Raw genomic sequence first — 23,556 nt, 5'->3', positions numbered from 1 at the left:
AGGACGGTCTGCGGCAGCCGGATCAATGCGGCAGACAGACAGTATGTTTAACGAAAGGCTTAGAAAGCTGAGAAACGAAAAAAAGGTATCTCAGCAGACGGTTGCCGGCTATCTGGGAATAACCAAGCAGGCCTACAGTCTTTACGAGCTTGGCAAGAGAGAGCCGGATCTTGAAACGCTTGTGAAGCTGGGCGAATACTTCGGCGTTTCAACCGACTATATTCTGAGGGGAGAGGAAAGCTCTCCTGCGGCGGACGACGACAGCATAAAATTCGCCCTGTTCGGAACTACCGATATAGACGACGAGGTTCTGGCAGAGGTAAGGCACTACGCTAAGATAGCGCGGAAAATGAGAGAGGAAAAAAACGAAAACTAAAAAGGAGAGGGTACGGCAGATGACAAGCGCTGAGCTTTACCGTTTTGCGGACGGACGGAATATTCTGACTATCGACGGCAGACTAAACAAGGCTCGGTCCTTGTCGCTTATGGACGGAGCAAGAAACTGCGCGATAGTAATGGACAGCTCGAAAATATCCACCTCCGCCGAAGAAACTGTAATTCTGGCGCATGAGGTCGGTCACTGTGAAACCGGAGCGTTCTATGACGAAAACTCTCTTGAGCTCAGGTCAAGGTGCGAATACCGCGCGGACAAATGGGCGATAAAAATGCTCATTCCCAAGGAAAGCCTTGCCGAGGCTCTGGAGAACGGCGCTACCGAGCTATGGCAGCTTGCGGAGTATTTCGGAGTCACCGAGGATTTCATGCTGAAAGCCTGCAGGCTCTACGGGCTTATAACCTAGCTCCTGCGGCGCAGGCTGCTTCGTCGCAGCCGATGAAAATCCACGCTCACATCCGGGCTTTGCTCCGAATTAAATATAACCTTCCGGCGGATAACGGCATAAAAACAGACAGGCGATTCATTTTCAGAACTGCCTGTCTGTTTTTTCACAAAGGGTTTTCTTTGTCCGTTTAGCCGCGCTTGAAGATGAAACCAGCCGCTTCAGGGTGTACTTCCCCATTGTACGACCTCTAACTTAAAATATTTTTCATCAAAGCCCTGCTTTTTTATTTCTTCTTTTATAATTTCCATTGCTTCCTCATTGCTGAATTCTATTTCCAGCAGGTTGTCGTCTTTGTTATACCAAGCGGAACTATAATCCATATATCTTGATCTGATTACGTAATTGTAAAATGAAACAAGCTCATATTCCGTCGGTATCCTGGGCTTATCCTCATTATAATTCTTGATATAAAAACGCATACAGACAAAAAAGAGCAGGATATTTACTAAAATCAGCGCGAAAAGCAATATATTTTTCACACCCGCTTTACGCATATCGGATCCCTCCTTACGGTCAGACTTCTTTCAGGCTTTCGGTTATAATACGATCCAGTCCGGGATATTTTTCAGCAAATCCGTCGGACATACTGACCGTTAAAAGCGCAAGCCTTGATTTGTCCTGCGATTTTAAAACTACCATAAAGCCGTTTTCAACAAAAGAGTGAAGATTATAGTTCGCAATTGAATAAACCGAGTAGTCGGGTATATTATTTCCAGGCTGATCTCCTCCCCGAAATTCGCGCACCAGAATACCTTCCGTATCAAGTCCCAGAGAAGCGAGATACTCCGAGGAAAAAATTTTAGAATAGCTTATACCTTGATAGGGACAGTCCGCAACCGCTAAATTTACATAAAACTCTCCCCTTTTTAAGATCTGAATACTGTTGTCGTTCCTTACGCATATTATTTTATCCTCATAGCTGTATTCAGAGCTTCCGTCGTTATTAAGGTAATAGTTCTTCATATCCTCTGCAAGACTGCTGCTGTCCGTCCACGAATCCGCCCACTGCCGGGGAACAGAAAAGGAAAACTGCTCAAGACCGATACTGTAAAGCGGCAGGCTCTGAGTTTCAAGATATATATCAAAATCCGTTCTTTCCTTCGGACGCGCGGAAAGAATGATATACAGCAATTGCAGCAGCGCAAGGACAGCAAGGATAATTATGACTGCTGTTTTAGGCAGTTTTTTGGCAGTTATCATTTATGTCACACTCCATCAGAAAACCTCGCGGTAGAATTACTGATTTTAAAATACATTACTCTATTTTTAACTAATCCTACATTTATATTATACTGATATATTTTCCAAAGTCAACGTTTTTCGACCAAATATATATAATTCGGTAAAGCTTACCAAATCTAAAAATTATATTTGTAAAATATACACAATTTACCGTCCTGCTTCTCCCCAGCTCTTCTGATATAAAAAGCGCGGAAAGCGCACTCTCAGCCTTCCGCGCCTTTTATTGTCTATTTTCCGCCTGCGTCTCCGGATATACGCTGTCCGAAACGATCCGCGGTTTGAGCAGACCGCGCTAGGGACGCCGTCCGAGTCAGGAAAAGCATATTATTGATTATCGTTACCGACTTCCACCAGTTTGCCGCCGTTTCATATTCCCTGTATTCCGTCCACCACTGCCACGGTACGCTGTATGAACCGTCGGAAAGCTGACTGTTTATTATAAATCCGCACTCAGCCTCCGCGGCTTCCCTGCTGTCCTCAAAAAAGATACTGTCGGACGAGCTTATGAACGCTGATGGAAGAGTAACGTATTCCTTGCCCCACTTTTCAGTGTCCTTACAGATATTAAGCGATACCTGCTCTTTAAGTATGCCTATAAGTTTTTCCATAGCGAAAAGGTCGGTCTTTCCTGCCTCCGAGCAGTATTCGTAAAGCCTGATAAAGCAGGAAATAACATGGGAATCGTCCATCGGCAGATTCGACAGCAGCCAGTCGCAGGCCTGTCCGGCAATTTCACACGCCTTTTTATACAATCCGCTGTTTTTGTCTGCAAACCTGATAATAAATCCGGCTAAGCAGGCAGTGGGATTATACTTAAATTCTCCGCCGTTATTTCCGTATTCCCACCAGCAGGCGTGAGGATAATCGTTGTTTGTGAGAATAACATTGCGCCACTGATTATGCTCCTGTGAAAAATCCGAGCCGCTGTCAAGATAGCGAAGAATACCCTGAATCACAGCATGACCGCCGTCGGTAAAGCCGATACCGCGAAGGATCTCCGTCGCCTGCCAGGTCTGTATCGGAGATGAATACGGATTCCAGCAGTCCGCTTCAAGTCCGTGTCCGAAGCCGCCGTCGTCATTCTGATAATATGAAAGCGCCGTAAGAACCTCCTCCCGCGGACCGTTTTCAAAGTGATACCTCCAGCAAGCCAGCTCGATCGGTCTGGCGTTCCGATAAATGAATTTTCTTGCGTTTTCAAATACGTCTGCGTATTTCTTTTTCATTATTAAATCCTCCCTTTCTCTTTGCAAGCTTAGCCTCTGATGAATTTTATCATGTTCTTTTCAGTCGCAAAGGGGTTGAGCTGAAGGATACGCTCCCTTATTCTGCTCTCGGCTGATTCCGGCTCAATATCCGAGGCGGCTTCGGTAAATTCCCGTCCCCAGAAGCTTTCAACGGTGCAGAAGGCGGTGCTGCTCCAGCCGTAGGCTTCTCCTGCCTTGTTCAGCTTCCGTGCATTGCCGCACATCGTTATGTACATTTTCATCTGCAACGACGTGAGCGCCCGGTCAAAACGGCTTTTGTCCTCCTTTGAAAAACCGCCCAGCCGCTTTATCTCATGAACCGGAGCGTATCCCATTTCCTTTATCACGCTGTAAATACGCTTTTCAAAGGCGCTGATCTTTCCGTCGGCATACTCGCCGTCCAAAGTTTTTTTCCCTCTGCGGACAGCGTAGAAATACGGATACCATTCCTTTGTTATATAGCCGCTGGAATTGAAAAACAGCTTTGAATAGGCTATATCGCCGCGCTCGTCAAGCGCCCTCATCCGCCACTCCCAGGGGTCGGTCTCGGGGTCGCCGGTATGCCATTTTACGGGGGAATCAATATTCTCCTGTTCCTCCCATGAGTAGGGTATAAGCGCAAATATACTCTTTGAACTGCCGCCGCCCATTGTAAAGCCGCATTTTAAAAGCTCCGTGCAGAAATCCGAAAAATTATTTATCATTATATCCGCCCCCTCCTCCGGCTTCCTTTGCGTCCGCTTCAATTATACCGCAAATAAAAGCGGACGTATTGTAAAAATGCGACATCATACTCTTTGAGCCGCATATTTTTTCAGCTGAGAGGGAGTCATGGCGGAAAACCGCCTGAAATCCCTGAGAAGATGAGACTGATCGGTATAACCGTACTTTAAAACCGCATCCTGAACACAAAGCCATAATAATTACAGAAGTAATGGTTTTAGACTTTTTCATCCTATATTTGCTTCAAATACTATTTTTGCAGAGCCGTTTTTCTACTCACTTCTGCAAAAATAATTATACTATAATCGCCTTTAAGAATCATTATCTTGCAGCAATAATTCACAAAATCTGTTCCGCTGCTTTCACCAGATAAAATACATTTTCGTTCTGCTGTTTTTATAATTAAAGCATATTATTTAAGATTCATAAAAACCCTCATCTGATTTTCACCTCTGTTGCCCCATGTATAGTAGGGAATTGCCTTTGCGGTGCAGAAAGCTTCACGGGGCGGTTCTTCGGAGTACAAATATTCGGAATATTCGCTTCTTACAGCTTCCGCTGAAATTGAAACAGTACCGCCAAGAAGATCGCCGTCATATTTTGATATCTCTGTTCTTCCGTTTGCCGCAAGCGAAAGACTGAGTACATCTCCGTTATTGTCACAGCCTTCAAAGCAGTAAATCAGAGGACCTCTGCGAATAGCTGCCATGCCTGTTACCGCAGGGATTTTTGCAGATGGGTATATATAATGAACGGAAGAATCAAGAGCAAGAGTAATTATATCCCCTTTGCTGACATTTATATAGATATATCCTTTATCAGGAGTTTTACAAAGCTCTGCGTCGTTTTTGCTTATAGAAAATTTACTGCTCCACGCGGGGATTCTTACAGCAAGCCTGCCGCTGCCGCTTAAAATTTTATACTTCACTGTAAATTCATAGGGATATCCTGTTGAACAGTGAAGCTTCATACCGTTTGAAAAATCCACTTCTCCCGCCGCGTAAAGGTGACAGAAGCAAGTATCGGCATTTTCTCCATAGGCGTATTTTCCAAAAGAGGTGATAAGCCTTGCGGCGTTCGGCGGACAGCAGGCGCACGCATACCAACCGGGACGAGAGGGAAGGTCATGCTTGTGGGTAGGCGATACTCCCGATATACCCGGCACACACTCCAAAGGATTCACATAGAAAAAACGCTTTCCGTCAAGCTGCATACCGGCCAGCACTGTGTTATAAAACGCTTTTTCCATAATGTCGGCATATTCGCCGTTTATCTCGTTTTCAAGCATTTTTGAAGCAAAAAACATAAGTCCAATCGATGCGCAGGTTTCGCAGTAGGCTGTGTCGGGCGGCAGGTCATAATCCACGCTGAACGCTTCGCCGATAAAAGTTGAGCCGATACCGCCCGTTATATACATACGTTTTTGAGTAATATTTTCCCACAGTCTGCGGCAGGCGGAAAAAAGCTCCCTATCGTCCTTTTCTGAAGCAAGATCAGCCATACCCGTGTAAAGATAAACCGCCCGTACGGCGTGACCGTTTGCTTCAGAAAGCTCTCTCACTGGTTTTTCGCTTTGCCTGTAAGCATTATCGGCCGGATCGCTGTTCCAAACGCTCCAGTCGCGTTTTTTTGCCTCATTTGCGTAAAAATAAGTGTCAGTTCCACGGGTGTTGATAAAATATTCCGCAAGCTCCAGACAACGCTTATCTTTTGTAAGACGGTACATTTTCATGAGGGCAAGCTCGATTTCCGGGTGTCCGGGAAACCCGCCGCATTTGTCGGTTATAAACCGCTTGTAAATATGCTCTGTGTTTTTCAGCATTACTTTTAAAAGCTTGTCTTTGCCTGTCGCTTCATAATAAGCGCAGGCTGCCTCCATCATATGTCCCGCGCAATAAAGCTCGTGAGCTTCAAGCAGGTTTGTCCAGCGTTTTTCTTTATCTTTTATAGTAAAATATGTGTTAAGATAGCCGTCCTCGTCCTGAGCCTGCGCAATGATGTCGATAAGCTCGTCCGCGTCATGTTCAAGCTTTTCAGAGGGAAAGAGGCTTATGGAATAAGCCGCCGCTTCAAGCCATTTTGCAGCGTCGCTGTCCTGAAATACCATTCCGTAAAAGCCGTCGCCGGTGTTCTCTCCGCGCAGAGCTTTTCCCGCGTTTATAAAATTCTGCACAACATGACTTTTTTCGGTGTTATCAGCCTTATCCCAAAGAACGTCGTACTGATAGGGTATAACGGTATCTTTTATAAGCCGCTGATATTTTCCAATAAAGCCTTCGGATTTATATGCCTTTATATCTGTCTGCGTCTGAATTTTCATAAAATAAACCTGCCTTTCGCGTTTAAAATAATATCTTTACAATTTTTGTGAAGAGACGTTTTTCTTTAATGAACAGTATAGCACGGTAAGCACGGTTTCGTCAACGGGTAGTGAAATAATTAAAAAAACATAAAGCTCGGCAGATTTTCTTAAGAAGCTGGTTAAAGCTTTCCCGTTTCCAATGAGAGAGCTCCGGGCATACAACGGAACGGGGCTGACAGCGCGGCTTGCCCGCAAATATTCATTCCATCATATTCTTTGAGGAAAGCGTAACGTATCATTGACAAGCGAACGATAGTTAGCCACGGCTTTTTGCTATTGTCCTTGATAAATAGGGGCTTTTATGCTATACTTGAATTGTTGCATTTAAATCGAAGCAAAGTCTGATTTGGCCCGCTTAAAATCAGGCGCGGAACACCATTGCACAGATTATAACTTTTTTGAGGAGGCTTTGTAATGAGCAAATCTATATGGCTTTTCTTTGATATAGGTTCAACGCTGATTGACGAAACCGAATGCTACAACCACCGTATTCGTGACGCTATTGAGGGAACAGACATTACCTTTGAGCAGTTCAACGAGAAACGCATATTCTTTGCAAAACAGAATCTCAAAAGTGACGTCGAAGCAATCAAATTTTTCGGACTGACTAAAACTTCTTGGCATACGGAGGATATGAAGCCTTATCCCGAAGCCGAAAACGTCCTTAAAACATTATCGGAACAAGGATACAATATAGGTATAATTGCAAATCAATCTTTAGGTACTCAGTCCCGTCTTGAAAGCTGGGGGCTTATGAAATACATACGACTTGTTGCAGCGTCTGCCGAGGAAGGCGTCGCAAAGCCCGACAAGGAGATTTTTCTCAGAGCGTTAAGCCGCGCGGAGTGTCCGCCCGAAAATTCTTTTATGATAGGCGACAGGCTTGACAATGACATCGAGCCTGCAAAAAGGCTTGGAATGAAAACCATATGGGTAAAACAAGGCTTCAACGCATATCAGCAGCCGGTAAATGAATTTCAGCAGGCGGATTATGCTGTGGAAGGATTGCGGGATATTTTAGAGGTACTATTATGACAAAACCCGAAATGATAATTTTTGACTACGGGCATACGCTTTTATACGAGCCTGATTGGAACTCTGACCGTGGTAACGCAGAGCTTTTAAAATATGCTACAAAAAATTCCCATAATTGCACTGTTGAGGATATTAGAAAAGCCGCAGAGCTTATTTATGGCAAGCATGTCGCTAAAGTGCGTGAGTACGGATATGAAATCAGTGGGCAGGCTGCAAATAAAACGCTTTATGACTATCTCGGTATAGAGTTTTCTCTTTCTCCGTCAGAAATGGAAACTGTGTTCTGGGACAGCGCGTCAGTAGGCGCAATTATGCCCGATGCTGACAGAATGATTGATTATCTTAATGAAAAAGATATCAAGACGGCAGTTATCAGCAATCTTTCATGGTCGGGCGAAGCCCTCACAAAGCGGTTAAACCGGTTGCTGCCGAACAATAAATTTGAATTTGTTATGACTTCAAGTGATTATTTTATCCGTAAGCCCAATTCGATTTTGTTTGAGATTGCACTCAAAAAAGCAGGACTTTCAGCAAACAAGGTATGGTTTTGCGGTGACAGCGTGTATGCCGATGTAGATGGCGCATATAGTGTAGGAATGTTCCCTGTTCTGTATGAAGGTTCTACTGCTGAAGAAAACCCTTCTGTTCGTGACAATGCGGAAATGAATATAGATTTTGAATATCTGCATATTCACGATTGGAGAGAAATGATTGAAGTTTTGGAGAAACTATAATGGTTGAAAGTAATATCATTGACAAGGTATATGCTCTCATCACTGCATATCACGAAGGAAAGCTCGGCGGAGAGAAAATGCCCGAAGATGAAAATCCTGCACTTGATAAAGGCTCAAAGGATAAATTTAACGGGTTTTCAGCCCGACCTTATTGAACAAACTCGGCTACCGAACCAAAGCAGGCTCTAAAGTCAATGCTTCAGCCACAAAGCTTTTCCCCAAAAACCCATCTACTGTGTTGCTGATTAAAATGTGTATAACTATTTTTACGAAAACGGCAAAGGTTATGCGAGAAGCTTTCCGCTTTTGGCGTTCAGCACAGTTTATCTGCGTACAACAAGACAGACCAAGAGAGATTTGAAAATGTAGATAGTACCTCTATTTCACTGGAATTTGTGCAGATTATGTCCGCAAAACCTGTTTCTGAATGGATTTTTTGTCGGCAGACACGAGGGCTTTATTCCGAGTCAACATATGGACAGATAAACAAAACATATTAGATGATATAGCCAGGAAGTACAACAGACCGCATCACAAGACCAATGCTTTGCTCTCAGGACTTATTTACTGTCTTTTCTGCGGTAAGCGGCTCAGAGTAGTTTCCGAATCTAACCGCTGGACAAATGACAAGCCAGAATTTAAGTGTGTCTGCGCCAACTACCGCGAAAACAAAGGTACTTTCCAAGCTGTTGACGGCGTACTGCTTGATAAATTTGTAGTAAAGCAATCATCTAATCATTCTGATAAAGTCAGTTAATACTTTACAAAACTTCAGATATTTCTAGTAATTTTTAAAATAATCAGAAATTAACATAATTGAAAAAAGAAAGCGCAGCATAAAACGGCATTTTCCAATCAGGTAAAAAATATGCGTAATGCAAGCGACAACCTGATACGCTTTATTCAGGAAAATGTAAAAGACCTGTTGACAAGTTGCGTGAGGTTAGTGTTCTCTGCCTGAAAAGTTAGAGGACAGCAAGCGTAATCAGATGTATACTGTCCGAAATATTGAAGAAACAAAAGAAAGGCTGTTGTCCTTCGGTAAATACGCAAAGGACGCACAGCCGGATGCGCTGGTAACGCTGATACAATCCTTTGTGGAGCGTATCTATATCGTCGACAAAAACGATGAGTGTTACTGCCGTATCTTTATTAAAAGTTGCACTAAAGAGGACTATAACGAGTTCTTTCGGGTAATCGGATACATATCTAGTGCAAAAGAAAACTGTGCTATCACATCTCAATTGCCTTTGTGTGATTCATATAAGTGTTGCAAATACCACATGATACTTGCAATTCCACTTCGTATATGCTAACCAACAAACCATTCCTTATATAATAACTTTGTTTGCAAACAATTAAGCATGAGAATGACAGAAGTCATGTATTCATACTGTTTTATGTCTGTAATTTTGGTAAAACGTTTCTTAACGCTTAATACAATCATAGCCAAAAACGTTTATTAAATAACCTCAAAAATTGCTTTAAACAAACTATAGCAACTTTTTTCATATAAATATAAATTATTTAAAGCTGACCATATACGGCTCTGAACATCAAGACTTTCTACTGTACTGTTTTTCATAACTAACAGTAAAATGCGTTCTGATATATCAACTATCTTACTTAAATAGCTTCTAATAAGCTTCCATTCCTTTTGAGGAATAAAACCTAACTCTTTTAAATAGCGAAATCTAGTAATCATGCACAACTTATGTTCTTTTATTAAAAATGCCGCTCTAACGTCGCTTAAAAATACTGATTTCATTTTACTGCAACTTTGAATTGCTTTATAAATATTCAAACCAAAAACTCCGTTATTTATTTCTGAAATATATTGATGATCTTCAGAACTATTACGGCTGCTTAAATAATCACAAATTCTATCATAAATATGTATAATATCCAAGTTATAATTATCCATGTTGGGACAAAACTCAAAAGTAACTATTGAAGACTTTAGCCATGCCTTTTGTATATATTCATACGATACTTCTAAAGCCTTTGGTTTACCTTGATAAATAGATAAAATATACACGCTGTTATGTTCATCATTATATCCGTAAATTAAACTTTCGTGAAAGTAATTAATTTTCTGATATGCTTGTAATCCTGGGATATAGTATTCATTCAATTTAATTTCCATATATCGTTTTTGCTGTATTCCTGCTACTATATAATTCCACAATCCATTATACCACTTTTTCAATGTATTATAATTATCATAAGAACATTTAAGAAAAGGATTTATATAATAATTTTTATAATCCTTTCTAATAAAATCTGTGTAATCCATACTACACTCATCATTTGGATTAAATTTAATTTGAATAAAATTATTGCATAACCATTTATAATATTGATTATTAAGCAAACAAGAAACACAGCCAATTTTCGTATTGTTTCTAGGATATATCCCCAAATTACCACATTTACAAATTAGTCTCCATAATATCCCATCAAATGAACCATAAACTGCTATATCATCTTCACTAATGCAAAGTTTTATCCACGTTATTAATTTATAACTATCATTACCATCAATCTTATGATATTCCCCATTTGTTATAGCGAACATTTCTCCGCTGCAATATCTTCCAAATACAAAACTCATAGAAGGATAATAATTTAATTTATCTTTGGAATTATTTTGATCGACAAAAAATAATAAGCAATCCCAGCGATTAGTATACTGCTGATGTTCTATATGAAACACCGCTGTATCATTTACATTATTAACTTTTCTAAAAAAAGCTCTTGCGGAGGAAATGTTAAAACTTCTTCTATAAAACTTAACAGTATTATTTTCGACACAAAGACCTGACTTTCGAATATAGAAATCCCATTTACTTTTATCATAATCTTTAATATATATACTAGCAATACAGTCACTATTTGTAAATTCGTTATTTATTATCGTATCAATAAACAAATATTCTGGATATGTCCTTATAAACGGACTTGTATTTATAGGCAATTTTTCACTTCCCATTTTTAATACACCACCTTTTTGTAATAATATTAAATAACGGTCATGACACATAGTCATGACCGTTATTTGCTACCAACTTTTTAGAAAGCTGTTCCTGAGCCGCGAGCAAATCTGGCCACATCGTTTGATGGTACATACCAACCATTGCTAAAAGTATTAAATTTAGAAGGCTGCTGCTGCTTATTACTCTCTGTACTATAAAGTGTAGGCTTTTCACTTGCTGACTTACGGATTTTCACAAGTTTAACTTTATTCATTTATTTTCACCTCCTGTGACAATAATTATTTATAGTAGAATAAACCATAGCTAATCTGTATGGTTTACTCATACTCATGTATAGACTATAATAAAAGCAATGACTGAAATCACATAATTATCCTTAGAACAAAAGTCTTATGTATATGTCATCCATGCTCTCACTACAGCGTTCATTTTTTCAACATTTTTTCAAATTGATCTGCTATGTCGATACATTGTTTCTGAGTATATCAACACGCATTTTAAACCCATGGCTAAAGCTCTTTCAATGTTTTCACTAACAATAATTAAATTTATCTATAAATCATGTTTCTCTATAGATTTTTTTGTAAAATTTCATGTGATTAAATAGATTAACCTATATTTATATTATACTACAAAAAATAATAAAGTCAATAGTTTTTTGCGATAAATGTCTAAAATTGTTGACTTTATCAAAAAACTGATGTATAATAAAAGTAATTATAAAAGATAGGAGGAATCATAATGTCAAAAATAAAGTCAGATATTGTTATTATAGATACAGGAATAGCTCCCAAATGTATTGAAAATATTGAGGGAAGATACAATTGTTTGAATAAAGGAAACGATGTCTCCGATACATTTGGTCATGGAACAGCAATATATGATATAATAAAACAAAATGCACCTAAAAGCAAAATATTTATCATTAAGGCATTTAATAGCTTAGATACTGATTTTAACTATTATATTGACGCTTTAGAATTTGTTTATAATTATATTGAATGTAAAATTATAAACATAAGTTCAGGCTTGAAATGCGCTGATAATCTTGACAAATTGAACAATATAATAACTGAAATAACTAAAAACGGTACATTAATTATAAGTCCTTTTAATAATGAAGGTTTTATGTCGTATCCAGCTTGTATGACTCAGGTTATAGGCGTAGATATTAATGAAAATATATCTAATTTAATTATTTCTAATAGCAATATTATAGACATTACTATGCCTAAGAATTTTTATAGAGTACAATGGATTGATAATAAACAGATGATTGTTTCAGGTACCAGTTATGCTGCCGCTTATGTTTCCGCATTAATTTATAATAACATCTGCAATTTGCCTTATTCAATAAAAAATAAAAAAGACCTTTTTGATATTCTCGCTAGTAAAAGTCAATTAGTAGATGAAAAAAGATCTGGCTATTTCAATAAAAAAAATTTTTTAGATGGTGTGAAAAAAGCAGTTACATTTCCAATGAATAAAGAGATGCACTCTGTTTTACGTTTTTCGGAAATGTTAAAATTTGAAATTTCGCATTTTTATGATAGTAAATATTGTGGAAATGTAGGTAAACCTTTAGCTGACCTAATTGATAATTTTAGTTATGAGGGTACTAAATATGTAGAAAATATCGAAAATATAAATTGGGAAGAAGATTTCGATATGCTAATTTTAGGTCATGTTAACATTATAAGCAAATTACTGAAAAAGGATTTATTAAAAGAGTATATAAATAAAGCATTAGAACATAACAAGAAAATTTATTGCTTCGACAGACCACACCGTACTTTTTATGATGACTTCGGCAATCTTATTTATAATAATTACCAAGTATTTTTTCCAACTGTAGGTAAGGAAGCAGTTCCTATAGAAAATAGAGGAAAACTATTTGTTAGCAATAAACCAATTGTTGGTGTATTTGGCACCTCATCAAAACAAGGAAAATTTACTTTGCAACTTCAACTAAGAAAAAAGTTTATTGAAATTGGTTACAAAGTTGGCCAAATAGGCTCTGAACCTACTTCCTGTTTATTTGGATTTGATTATCAATTTGCATATGGATATAATTCCTCTGTTGATATTTATAACTATGAATTTATTCAAGCAATAAACCAAGCTATTCATAATATCGAAAGTTCTAATGCAGATTTAATAATAGTAGGGGGACAATCATCTCTTATCCCTTATGATTATTACTTAACTTCAAATTTATCTTTAGAAAGCAATAATTTCTTTATGTCTGTGTTGCCTGACATCACCATACTCTTAGTAAATTTAAATGATGATATTGACTATATAAAAAGGACATGTCTTTATGCCGAAAGCTTTAACAGTCGAGTTGTCGCAATTGTAGTTTTCCCTATGGAAAAATCATTAACCGATTTTTGCAATTTAATTACAAGGCCCTCATCTGAAATAACTCTAAAAAACTATATTAACAAATTAAAACAAAACTTTGATCAATCAATTTACATTTTAGGTAATGAACACGATTTGATGTTCTTAACTCAAACAATTTTAGATAGTCTTGCTGCAACGGAGGATTAATTATGAAAGAAAAAATTGTTGAATTGCTTTCGCAAATAGGAATTGCAACATCTAATAATGGAAATATAGTTAACTTAGACTCCATAAATTTTATAAGATTAATTGTTTCATTAGAGCAAGAATTTTTAATAACAATTGAAGATGAATACTTTCGTATAGATTACTTTTTGAATATTGACTCAATTGTTTTTATTGTAGAGAAGCATTTACAATCTAAAAATAAGGAATGATAAGATGTTATTTAAGAAAAAAACTAATTTAAACTGTTCCAAAGCGCATGGAATAGTTAATAATATTATTTATACTTTAAGCAAAATCAGACAGTATAAAAAATCCGTATTTTATATTGTTATTATTTGCTCTATTACAACAGCTTCGGCAACGTATATGTGGAGTTTTTTTAGTAAGCTGATTATAGATATTATAACATATCAATCTTCAACTGAATCAAAGAATATTAACTCATTACTTGTTTTGTTAACAATTATTTTCGTTTTAGAACTTACTTTATCTATCTTCAATGTTATTGGATCAACCAAAATGAATTTAGGTTTTTCCTATGTTCGTCAAAAAATGCTCCAAGAAGAAATAAAAAAGTCCTTAAATATTAATTACGAAATGCTTGAAAATCCAGAAATGCTTGACAAAATGGAAAAAGCCGAACAAGCGACTATAAGCAATAATACAGGCATAATCGGAATGATGAGTGCAACTTTTTTCTTTCTCACAAATATTATTTTATTAATTATAACCGCTTCTGTAATGGCTTATTTTAATTTATGGATTATAGTTGGAATAATTTTCATCTCTTTTCTGCAGTATTTATATTATATATATGCCGCTAAGAAGGATAAAATTGAAACATGGGATAAACTTGCGACCGTATGGCGAAAAGAGAATTATTTAATGCATATAACACAGGATTTTTCTTATGCCAAGGATATACGTCTGTTTAATATGAAGAATTGGCTATTGGATAAATATCGTTCTATTCTCAAATTTAAATATAAGAAGGTATGTAATAGCAAAAATATTTGGATTTCTAATTCTATTTTTGTTTCTATAATGTCAATAATTCAAAATATAATTGTTTATAGTTATCTAATTTATTGTGTAATATACAATGATCTGTCAATTAGCAATTTTACGCTTTATATAGGTACAATTGGCGTCTTTTCATCATCTGTAAAGCAAATATTTAATAATATTGGAGCATTTAAGCAACGTTCAATGGAAATGAATGACTTTCGTTCATATATTGAAATAAACGATGATGATAATGAGGATAGTTGCTTACCAATTCCTAATTCTGATGAATATATTATTGAATTTAAAAATGTTAGCTTTAAATATACCGGACAAAAAGTATTTACATTAAAGAATATTAATATTACAATAAATTCAAAAGAAAAACTTGCCATTGTAGGACTTAACGGTGCTGGAAAAACAACATTTGTTAAACTTCTTGTACGACTTTATGATGTTACTAAAGGGGAAATACTCATAAATGGTATAAATATAAAAAAATATAAACGCAAAGAATATTATAAGCTATTTTCTCCTGTTTTTCAAAACATAGAGATATTCGCTTTCCCATTGTCAGAAAATATATCTATGTCCACGCCAGAAAATACAGACTCGCAAAAAGCATACGATAAGATAGTGAAATCCGGCTTAAAGGAAAAAGTTGACAGCTTAGAAAAAGGAATTACTTCAGAAATGCTTAACGTAGTACACAAAGATGGTGTAATATTATCTGGTGGCGAATGTCAAAAGGTTGCACTTGCTCGTGCATTATATAAAGATTCACCAATTATTATCCTTGATGAACCTACATCTGCCCTTGATCCTATTGCCGAACATAAACTGTATACTAATTTTAATAGTTTAACAGAAAATAAAAGTGTTATATATATTTCTCACCGGCTATCTTCAATACAGTTTTGCAATAAAATTGCTTTATTTAATGATGGTATGATTACAGAATATGGTTCTCATCAAGAACTTATGAGCTTAAAAGGACAATATTATAATATGTTTATGCTTCAAGCTCAATACTATAATAATGACAATAATTCTTATGCAGAGGAGACATTAACAAATGAATAAAACAAAAATATTTCAAGTAATGCATACTTTAAAATATATATTTTTTATTATATGGAATAATCGTAGATCCTATTTTTATTTATGGTTATTAAAAATAATATTTGATATATTTTTACTGTTTATATCATTAAATTTCCTACCTCTGATTATTGATGATTTAATAAAAGATGTTTCAATAAAAATTATTTTTGTAAAAGCAATAATATTTACAGCAATCGAAGGATTATCTTATTTAATCAGTAATATATTGACTTTACAATTAGAAAAATATAATACTTATTTTGACAATAAATTTTTAGAAATGATAAGTAAAAAATCAATGGAAATTGATTATCAAGATACTGAAAATAAAATGATATTAGATCAAATAGAAAAGGCTAAACAAGGAATTTTCGAGTATTCCGGAGGTATGCATGGTATAAGTCAGCATTTTTTTAACATTATATCCAATATAACAAAAACTTTTATTGCCATATCAGTTATTGCATCAAAAGCTCCGTTAATATTGTTAATTATAAGTATGCTTTTAATAATAACCAGCTATTATAATTATAAAATTAACATTACAGAAGCATCCGCATATGAAGATATGTCAAAAACCGCTCGCATTTTTACATATTTTTTATATCAAATGATATGCTTTGAAAATGGGAAAGACATACGTTTGTATAGTGCCGAAGAAATGATGTTGGAAAAAGGATCTAAAATTATAAATGAACGCTTTTCAATAATCGAAAAGCAAAGTTCAATTTTTTTAAAATATAATATAAAAACAACAATCTCAAATTCTTTAAAAAATAGTATTATTTATTTATATTTAGGCTGGCTTGTAATAACTGAACAACTTACTATAGGACTTTTTATTAAAGCAATAAATGCTGGATCCACATTATTTTCGTCAAGTCAATTAATAATAATGGATTTGCAAGAAATAATAAAAAAAACAGGATATATTTCGGAGTTTATTAACTATATGAGTATACCATCTGTAAATCATAATGGATCAAGAAAAATAAAAAATATACCAAATCATGAAATTGAATTTAAAAATGTAAGTTTCAAATATCCTAACACTGAGTTATATGTATTAAAAAATATATCAATCAAAATTTACGCTAGAGACAAAATATCAATCGTAGGGTTAAATGGAGCCGGTAAAACTACATTTATTAAATTACTATGCGGTTTATATAAACCAAGCAGCGGAGATATTTTACTTGATGGAGTTAATATAAATGAATACGATTATCAAGAATATATTAGTTTATTCTCTGTCGTTTTTCAGGATTTTAAACTTTTTGCTTTTTCAATAAAAGAAAACATTGCTCAAAACAATTACGACGATATAACCGAAGTAATTAACAAAGTTGGCTTACGCCAAAAGATTGATGCTCTTTTATTTGGTGAAAATACAACTATTTACAAACAATTTGATGAAAATGGAATAGAACCATCTGGTGGCGAACAACAAAAAATTGCAATAGCAAGAGCTTTACATAAAAATTCACCAATGGTAATATTAGATGAGCCAACTGCAGCCCTTGACCCAGTTGCCGAAAATGAAGTTTATGCACATTTTAATAAATTGACTCAAAACAAAACAACATTATATATATCACATAGGCTTTCAAGTTGTCAATTTTGTGATAAAATTTTTGTTTTTTCTGAAAAAACCATAAAAGAAATCGGAACGCACGAAGAACTTATAAAAAGATCTGATAGCATATACTATAAAATGTTTAATGCACAGGCGCAATACTATAAAATTTAAATAACTGTACACTTTCTTATTAAATAGTACGCAATTCCTCCAGTAAACATAAAAATCGTGTTTATAATTCATTTTCAAAATCTGTGTAATCACCAAATAGCGTACAAAAATAAAATAGAAAAACCTATAACCAGACCGTCGGTACTCCCGGCGCTCTTATCTACAATTAATGAAAATAAGTTCTGTTGTCAAAACAAAAAACGTTATTCCAGTTCTGTAATTGCACAAAATAATAAGATAAGCATAGATTTGACTACTGCCCTGATGACATACGCCCCACTTTTGGTGATATGTCTCATCACTAGTTACAGCATTTTGAACAGACTGTCAGCAATTCTAAATACACATTTTGCTGTGGTCACCATCTGATAATAAAAACTCAATAGCATTTGTTGTATAAATCGACTTTACGATCTCTTAAACTAAGAATTGAACTTTCCATTTAGAACCAACAGGACATCTATCTCTACCTTACCTTTATCCGTTCCGTACTCGCTTTTCACATTTTCCAATACCGATTTGGAGATAATGCGTGTTCAGTATTTTTGGAAAATGAAAAATAAGAAAACGAAACAACAGTCGATAAAAATATAATAATTTTTTTCATATTTTTTCAACTAATATAGAAATTAAAATTATTAATAAGTCATAAAATAAATTTTATTATGCTCATCATACATCGTACTTGATTATTAAATCGGATTCAGTGTACATATATGAACAAAAAAATAAACCAATAAAAAATTAATTTGCTCTAAAGTTATATCTGAAATAAAACAATTTAACTTTTTTATAATTTGTATTATTATGTCTCAATATATCAATACTATGCCCAATTTATCTTATTCATTATAATATTACATATATTATGTTTCTGATGTTTTGGCGGCGAAGTCCGTCACCTCTGACAATTCGGACAGTATACGCTGCTCCTGCCGCCGATCACAGCGCGGACAAGCGTTCCGCCGCAGCTCGGACAAGACCCGTCAGCGTGACCGTATACCTGCAGAAAAGGGGTATTGCGATAATCCTTTCCCTTGCCCTCAAGGTATTTCTCTGCTGTTATACTGTTCTTTTCAATAAAATATTCAAGCCGACGGGGGATAGCGGCGGCAAGCCGTTCCCATTCCTCCTCTTTCAGGCTGTTTGCCGGACGTGCCGGACAAATCCCTGCCGAATACAGAATCTCATCGGAATAGATATTTCCTATACCCGCAATCACGCTTTGGTCGAGCAGACACTCCTTTATCGCTCGTCTGCGCTTCCCGAAGCGCGCTTTCAGATATCCGGCATTTAATTGGGCGTCAAAGGGCTCGGCGCCCAATTTATCAATTCCGCTGTATATATCCGTTTCACCGTTCTTGACAAGCCACAAGCGGCCGAAGCGGCGTGTGTCGGAAAAGCGCAGTTCATTGCCGTTGCTCAAATGAAAGATAACGTGCGTATGCTTTTCAGCAGAAAGATCAGGCGGCGTAACAAGCAGACAGCCCGTCATTCTGAGATGAAGTATCGCTCTGTCCCCGCTGTTCATATTGACGATCAAAAACTTTCCTCTGCGCGACATCGACAAAAAAGTCTGTCCTGTAAGCTGTCTGCAGAATTCTTCGGCAGTCGGATAAGCTATAACCTCCGGCTTGTCTGCCGTTATGCTGACGATCTCAAGTCCTTTCAGCTGAGGCTCAAGCACCCGTCTTACTGTTTCAACCTCCGGTAATTCAGGCATTTTTCACACCGCCCCTTGCTGCTGATTTTTTAATTTCTGAATGATAGAAGTAATTGACGATAACAGGCGGCGCGTCAAACGGTCTTGTCATACTGTCGTCATTGGTTACATAGTCAAGACCGATTCGGGAGGCGTACTCCTTCAGCTCTCCGTCGAGCGCTTGCCAGTAGCCGCGGTCATTCCGGTTGTAAACAGTCTGATAAAGAGGTAAAAGCCGCGGATATTTGTCGGCGATATAATCCATAATTACCGCCTTATAGCCGCCCCTCAGATTCAGATTTTCCAGCCAAATCAGATTGCAGTGCTCCTTTGCCCGTTCAATGATAGCCTTCACATCGGTTATTACGGGAAATATAGGAGAAATAAAACAGGTAGTGCGTACGCCCGCCCTATGAAATTCTTTCATTGCGTTAAGTCTGCGTTCTATGGATACCGCCTTATCCATATCGTCTTTGAAGCTCTCGTCCAGCGTATTGACCGACCACGACACACGGGCGTCGGGAAATGAGCCGATCAGCTCCAGATCACGCAGTATCAGATCCGATTTTGTGGCAATACTGAGCTTCGCGCCGCTGCCCTTCAACTGCTCAAGCAAAGCCCTCGTCCGTCCGTATTCTTCTTCCTGCGGATTGTACGGATCTGTGACCGAGCCGATAAACAGCTCCTTGCCGTTATACTTCCGCGGATTTTTTATCTCATTCCAATACTTAACGTCAAGAAACGTTCCCCATTCCTCGCTGTGTCCTGTAAATCGCTTCATAAAGGAAGCATAGCAGTATTTGCAGGCGTGAGTGCAGCCGACGTACGGATTAACCGAATATTCGCAGACAGGCAGGTTTGATTTTGATAAAATACTTTTAACCTGGATTCGTTCTATTTTTAATTCCGGCATAGCTCTGACCTTTTCTGAATGATTTTTGCGCTCCCTGCATAACCGTATCGGTGGGTTCAAGTCCGCCGAGCAGCAGGGGAGAGGCTGGATCATGATACTTATAATTTTCAAACGCCCTGCGCGAACTTTTGTTTGCGTAGCAGTATTTACAGCCGTTCATACAGGTATCGTATGCTCCGATGTCACGGCTTTCAATACAATGACAGCCCTGCCGCGTACCCTTGTGCTTCAGGTTCTTGAATTCTATACCGTTTGCCTTTCCGAGAATGTCAAGCGTCATGCAGCCGGACTTGTTAATACCGTAACGGGTATAATCCCCGTTTGTGCCGCAGGTCTGTATAGCAATACCGTATTTTTCCGCAATCCCGCCAAGTCCCTCGGCAAGTTTTTCCTTGTCCCGCTCGGTCAGCGGGATAAGCTCCGGCATATTCGTTTTCAGCTTTTTATACATTTCTACAAAGCTGAAAATACAGCGGTCGATATACGGCGCAAGCACGCCAGCCATATGCTCAAAGGTTTGCAGATGCGTTTCAACCGTATATTTTTCAGTAAGCAAAACAGGGTCATACCGCCATGCGACCCTCTTTCTGCCGACCTGCTCCGACAGGCTGACAAGCGTATGCATACTTTCCTCGATCGGCGGAACGCCCGGCTCAATATCCTTGCCGTAGGCGGTGATGGTGTAATGAAAATATGTATTGAAACGGTCTGTGATTTCATGCAGCCCCGATAAAATCGGCTTGTAATTTTTTGAACAGAACACAACGCAGTCAACCTTACCGGGGTCCAGCTCATAACGATTTACCTTGTTCGGAAAAAGCGGATTGCGGGTTAAAACATAGCCCTCCTTAAATCTGTTGAGCAGCCATTCGGTATAATACTGTACGGTATCCGTTCTTCCGCCTGTATTGATAATCATTCAGCCGCCTCCTTCCTACGGTCTTTTTTGGCTGTTATCCGAAATGTCAGATCTGTCATGCTTATCATTAAAACAATAAAAACCGCAAGATATACAGGAAGTATCTTAAAGCCGATCAAATTGCCGATAAGCCCGAACAGCGGAGGGATAAACGTGGAGCCGACATAAGCGCTCGCCATTTGGATACCGATAATCGCTCCGGAATTTTCCGCCCCGAAATTACTCGGTGTTGAATGAATAATGCAGGGATATATCGGCGCGCAGCCAAATCCGATAATTATAAAGCCGGCAAGCGAAACAGTCGGATTCGCTACAGGAAGCAGCAGGGAAATAATCCCGCAGGACAGAACGCAGGTACCGAGAATAATCATCCTTCTGTCGCCCAGCTTATTCATTATAAAGCCGCTGAGAAATCTGCCGGCGGTTATCCCTATGTAAAACAATGAGGCAAACCCCGCCGCCTGCTCTGTTGTTATGCCCTTGACCTCAACAAGATAGGTGCTCGCCCAGTACATTGCGGTTGCTTCCGCCGCGCAGTATGCGAAAAAGCCGGTCAAAAGAGTCGGGACTCCCCTGATCTTCAGCGCGCCGGTCAATCCGATACCTCCGGCGTCAGCCTGAATATCCTGCTTGTTGACTTTCCAGACAGGGAGAGTGACAAGAAGAAGCAGCCCTATGCCAAGCTGAATGAACGCAACGATACGGTATCCGTTATTCCAGGAGGAATTAGTTAAAGCATAGCTCATGACAAACGGACTTACTATCGTTCCTACACCCCAGAAGCAGTGCAGCCAGCTCATGTGCCTTGACGTATAATGGAGAGCGACATAGTTATTCAGCGCGGCGTCGATCGCTCCGGCGCCAAGACCATAGGGAACGGCAAATATCATTATCTGCCAGAACTGATCCGCGCAGGAAAAGCCGAACAAGGCAACCGCCGTAAGAAATACGCTGATCACGGTTACCATACGAGTGCCGAGCTTCCTGGTCAGCTTGTCAGAAAAAAGACTTGATACAATCGTTCCCCCTGATATTACCATAGATACGATTCCCATAAAGGATATCGGAACATTCAGGTCACCGTGCATAACGGGCCACCCCGAGCCGAGAAGCGAGTCAGGAAGCCCCAGACTGATAAACGCAATATAAATAAGCGCAAGTAAAAACGAGTACATTTCTATTTTCCCTCCGAAAAGCGGCTCAACCGCCGTTTTGTGTAATATTACAGAGTATTCGCCCGCCTGTATTGACGATCACTCCCGTATGCTTTCAAGCCTTTTTTTCATACATTGAGAAAAAAGCTCTGTAAGACGTACCAGCTCGGCGATATCCTCCTCGGGCAATTCGCTCATAGCGTCTATTTCCGCATTGGCGGCAGGCGGTATAATATTTTTTGCATATTCAATTCCCGATTCCGTAAAGCGGACGATTTTATTCCTTCGGTCTGTTTCGGATTCGGTCAGCGATACATAACCATGTTTCAGAAACTTTTTGATGATAGCGCTGACTGTCTGTTTTGTCGCGGACAGCCGTTCGCAAATCTCAGACTGTAAGCAGCCCTCCGGCGCAAACCAAATTATGTCCAGTACAAACAGCTCCTTTGCAGTCAAGCCGTGCTTCCTTGCGCACATTTCATACGCGGCATACTGTAAATCCCGCAATTTGCAGTATTGGTTGACATACGCCCTTATATCTTCACGTTCCAAAGCAGCACCTCCATCAAAAATCAGACAGTCTAATATTTGACTTTATTGTAGCATAAGCGCCTTTTATTGTCAAGCAGTTTCGAATAAAATTATGCGGAAGTCTGATTTTGTTTACAAATAAATCCGGCGTTTCACAAGGATTTTCCAGCGGAATACCCCGAGCAGAAGCCGCCTGAAACCGCTTTCAGCCGCCGGATTTTCCGTTTTTATCGCGGTATGCCGCCTTTTCAAATATCTCGTAAATATCCCGGTAGCCTTTCTTTAGCCTTACAGGCCTTAGCTCGCCGTCGGTAAAGCAATGCGCTGAAACGGCGGCGGCAGACGGCTTGCCGGCGGACGCATTGAAAATCTCATATGAAAGGCTGAATCTACAGCCGTTGAAGCTTTCTATACGGCACCGTATTTCAAAGCGGTCCCCGAATCTGAGTGGATATTTATATTCGCAGCCCGCCGAGAGCGCCGGAATCATAAGACCCCTTTTTTCAATCTCGGGAAAGCTTATTCCCATCTGCCCCAGCAGATCGATCCTCGCTTCCTCAAGCCAGCGGATATAATTTGAGTGATGCACAATATTCATTCTGTCCGTTTCATAGTAATAAACCTCACGTGAATATGGTCTGAACTCCATGCTTTTCTCCTTTCCTTGATTACAAGTGTGACTAAAATAATTCCATAGCTGTTTACCTTACCGTAACGGCGCAG

At 38.4% G+C, this 23,556-nt stretch carries 22 protein-coding genes; 9 read left to right on the top strand and 13 right to left on the bottom strand.

Annotated elements, in window-relative coordinates; all coding sequences use genetic code 11:
* The first annotated feature begins 43 nt into the window (after positions 1 to 43).
* Positions 44 to 376 carry a helix-turn-helix transcriptional regulator gene (locus tag EIH25_RS08515; protein ID WP_206425699.1) on the top strand — a complete coding sequence of 111 codons (333 nt, stop codon included), beginning with the start codon at positions 44 to 46 and terminating at the stop codon, positions 374 to 376.
* Between the two features lie 19 nt (positions 377 to 395).
* Positions 396 to 800, top strand: coding sequence for an ImmA/IrrE family metallo-endopeptidase (locus EIH25_RS08510; RefSeq protein ID WP_124100619.1), 405 nt, complete (start codon positions 396 to 398; stop codon positions 798 to 800).
* Between the two features lie 200 nt (positions 801 to 1,000).
* Here the strand turns inward: EIH25_RS08510 and EIH25_RS08505 are convergent, their stop codons facing one another.
* The 5 genes from EIH25_RS08505 to EIH25_RS08485 all read right to left on the bottom strand — a co-directional run bounded on the left by EIH25_RS08505 (position 1,001) and on the right by EIH25_RS08485 (position 6,374).
* Complete coding sequence (locus EIH25_RS08505) at positions 1,001 to 1,336, bottom strand: hypothetical protein (protein WP_124100617.1); 336 nt, start codon at positions 1,334 to 1,336, stop codon at positions 1,001 to 1,003.
* A 19-nt stretch (positions 1,337 to 1,355) separates the two neighbouring features.
* On the bottom strand, positions 1,356 to 2,042 hold the full coding sequence (locus EIH25_RS08500) for a hypothetical protein (protein WP_124100615.1): 687 nt from the start codon (positions 2,040 to 2,042) through the stop codon (positions 1,356 to 1,358).
* 269 nt (positions 2,043 to 2,311) lie between these two features.
* Positions 2,312 to 3,310, bottom strand: a complete 999-nt coding sequence (locus tag EIH25_RS08495) for a hypothetical protein (RefSeq protein ID WP_206425698.1) — start codon at positions 3,308 to 3,310, stop codon at positions 2,312 to 2,314.
* 29 nt (positions 3,311 to 3,339) lie between these two features.
* Positions 3,340 to 4,035 (bottom strand): hypothetical protein, encoded by a 696-nt coding sequence (locus EIH25_RS08490; RefSeq protein ID WP_124100613.1) that lies wholly within the window; start codon positions 4,033 to 4,035, stop codon positions 3,340 to 3,342.
* Between the two features lie 431 nt (positions 4,036 to 4,466).
* Positions 4,467 to 6,374, bottom strand: a complete 1,908-nt coding sequence (locus EIH25_RS08485) for a beta-L-arabinofuranosidase domain-containing protein (protein ID WP_124100611.1) — start codon at positions 6,372 to 6,374, stop codon at positions 4,467 to 4,469.
* A gap of 456 nt (positions 6,375 to 6,830) precedes the next feature.
* Between EIH25_RS08485 and EIH25_RS08480 the strand changes: the two genes are divergently transcribed.
* The 3 genes from EIH25_RS08480 to EIH25_RS12440 are packed head-to-tail and all read left to right on the top strand — an operon-like array spanning position 6,831 to position 8,340.
* On the top strand, positions 6,831 to 7,451 hold the full coding sequence (locus EIH25_RS08480; RefSeq protein ID WP_124100609.1) for an HAD family hydrolase: 621 nt from the start codon (positions 6,831 to 6,833) through the stop codon (positions 7,449 to 7,451).
* Positions 7,448 to 8,185, top strand: coding sequence for an HAD family hydrolase (locus tag EIH25_RS08475; RefSeq protein WP_124100607.1), 738 nt, complete (start codon positions 7,448 to 7,450; stop codon positions 8,183 to 8,185). The genes EIH25_RS08480 and EIH25_RS08475 overlap by 4 nt, the downstream gene beginning before the upstream one ends.
* Complete coding sequence (locus EIH25_RS12440; RefSeq protein ID WP_164489199.1) at positions 8,185 to 8,340, top strand: hypothetical protein; 156 nt, start codon at positions 8,185 to 8,187, stop codon at positions 8,338 to 8,340. The genes EIH25_RS08475 and EIH25_RS12440 overlap by 1 nt, the downstream gene beginning before the upstream one ends.
* A gap of 1,307 nt (positions 8,341 to 9,647) precedes the next feature.
* Here the strand turns inward: EIH25_RS12440 and EIH25_RS08470 are convergent.
* Together EIH25_RS08470 and EIH25_RS12435 are read right to left on the bottom strand one after the other, a co-directional pair.
* A complete protein-coding gene (locus EIH25_RS08470) occupies positions 9,648 to 11,177 on the bottom strand; it encodes a hypothetical protein (RefSeq protein WP_124100605.1) in 1,530 nt (509 codons plus the stop codon).
* An 80-nt stretch (positions 11,178 to 11,257) separates the two neighbouring features.
* Complete coding sequence (locus EIH25_RS12435; protein ID WP_164489198.1) at positions 11,258 to 11,434, bottom strand: hypothetical protein; 177 nt, start codon at positions 11,432 to 11,434, stop codon at positions 11,258 to 11,260.
* Between the two features lie 488 nt (positions 11,435 to 11,922).
* Between EIH25_RS12435 and EIH25_RS08465 the strand changes: the two genes are divergently transcribed.
* The 4 genes from EIH25_RS08465 to EIH25_RS08450 are packed head-to-tail and all read left to right on the top strand — an operon-like array spanning position 11,923 to position 17,614.
* A complete protein-coding gene (locus EIH25_RS08465; protein WP_124100603.1) occupies positions 11,923 to 13,734 on the top strand; it encodes a DUF1611 domain-containing protein in 1,812 nt (603 codons plus the stop codon).
* 2 nt (positions 13,735 to 13,736) lie between these two features.
* Positions 13,737 to 13,964, top strand: a complete 228-nt coding sequence (locus EIH25_RS08460) for a hypothetical protein (RefSeq protein WP_124100601.1) — start codon at positions 13,737 to 13,739, stop codon at positions 13,962 to 13,964.
* Between the two features lie 4 nt (positions 13,965 to 13,968).
* Positions 13,969 to 15,843: an ABC transporter ATP-binding protein gene (locus EIH25_RS08455; protein ID WP_124100599.1), complete on the top strand. Its 1,875-nt coding sequence runs from the start codon at positions 13,969 to 13,971 to the stop codon at positions 15,841 to 15,843.
* Positions 15,836 to 17,614 carry an ABC transporter ATP-binding protein gene (locus tag EIH25_RS08450; RefSeq protein WP_124100597.1) on the top strand — a complete coding sequence of 593 codons (1,779 nt, stop codon included), beginning with the start codon at positions 15,836 to 15,838 and terminating at the stop codon, positions 17,612 to 17,614. The genes EIH25_RS08455 and EIH25_RS08450 overlap by 8 nt, the downstream gene beginning before the upstream one ends.
* An 898-nt stretch (positions 17,615 to 18,512) precedes the next feature.
* On the opposite strand, the gene mutM is transcribed toward EIH25_RS08450, so the two are convergent.
* The 6 genes from mutM to EIH25_RS08420 all read right to left on the bottom strand — a co-directional run bounded on the left by mutM (position 18,513) and on the right by EIH25_RS08420 (position 23,482).
* Positions 18,513 to 19,337, bottom strand: a complete 825-nt coding sequence (gene mutM, locus EIH25_RS08445) for a DNA-formamidopyrimidine glycosylase (protein ID WP_124100595.1) — start codon at positions 19,335 to 19,337, stop codon at positions 18,513 to 18,515.
* Positions 19,330 to 20,229 carry a radical SAM mobile pair protein B gene (locus EIH25_RS08440; protein ID WP_124100593.1) on the bottom strand — a complete coding sequence of 300 codons (900 nt, stop codon included), beginning with the start codon at positions 20,227 to 20,229 and terminating at the stop codon, positions 19,330 to 19,332. Before EIH25_RS08440 ends, mutM begins: the two co-directional genes overlap by 8 nt.
* A complete protein-coding gene (locus EIH25_RS08435) occupies positions 20,195 to 21,148 on the bottom strand; it encodes a DUF1848 domain-containing protein (RefSeq protein ID WP_124100591.1) in 954 nt (317 codons plus the stop codon). Before EIH25_RS08435 ends, EIH25_RS08440 begins: the two co-directional genes overlap by 35 nt.
* On the bottom strand, positions 21,145 to 22,323 hold the full coding sequence (locus tag EIH25_RS08430) for an MFS transporter (protein ID WP_124100589.1): 1,179 nt from the start codon (positions 22,321 to 22,323) through the stop codon (positions 21,145 to 21,147). Before EIH25_RS08430 ends, EIH25_RS08435 begins: the two co-directional genes overlap by 4 nt.
* A 78-nt stretch (positions 22,324 to 22,401) precedes the next feature.
* Complete coding sequence (locus EIH25_RS08425; RefSeq protein WP_124100587.1) at positions 22,402 to 22,854, bottom strand: MarR family transcriptional regulator; 453 nt, start codon at positions 22,852 to 22,854, stop codon at positions 22,402 to 22,404.
* Positions 22,855 to 23,038: 184 nt separating this feature from the next.
* Positions 23,039 to 23,482, bottom strand: a complete 444-nt coding sequence (locus tag EIH25_RS08420) for a thioesterase family protein (protein ID WP_124100585.1) — start codon at positions 23,480 to 23,482, stop codon at positions 23,039 to 23,041.
* Between the last annotated feature and the right edge of the window lie 74 nt (positions 23,483 to 23,556).

This window comes from Ruminococcus sp. Marseille-P6503 (genome assembly GCF_900604945.1).
Classification (GTDB): domain Bacteria; phylum Bacillota; class Clostridia; order Oscillospirales; family Ruminococcaceae; genus FB2012.
This window is presented reverse-complemented; position numbering and strand designations above follow the sequence as displayed.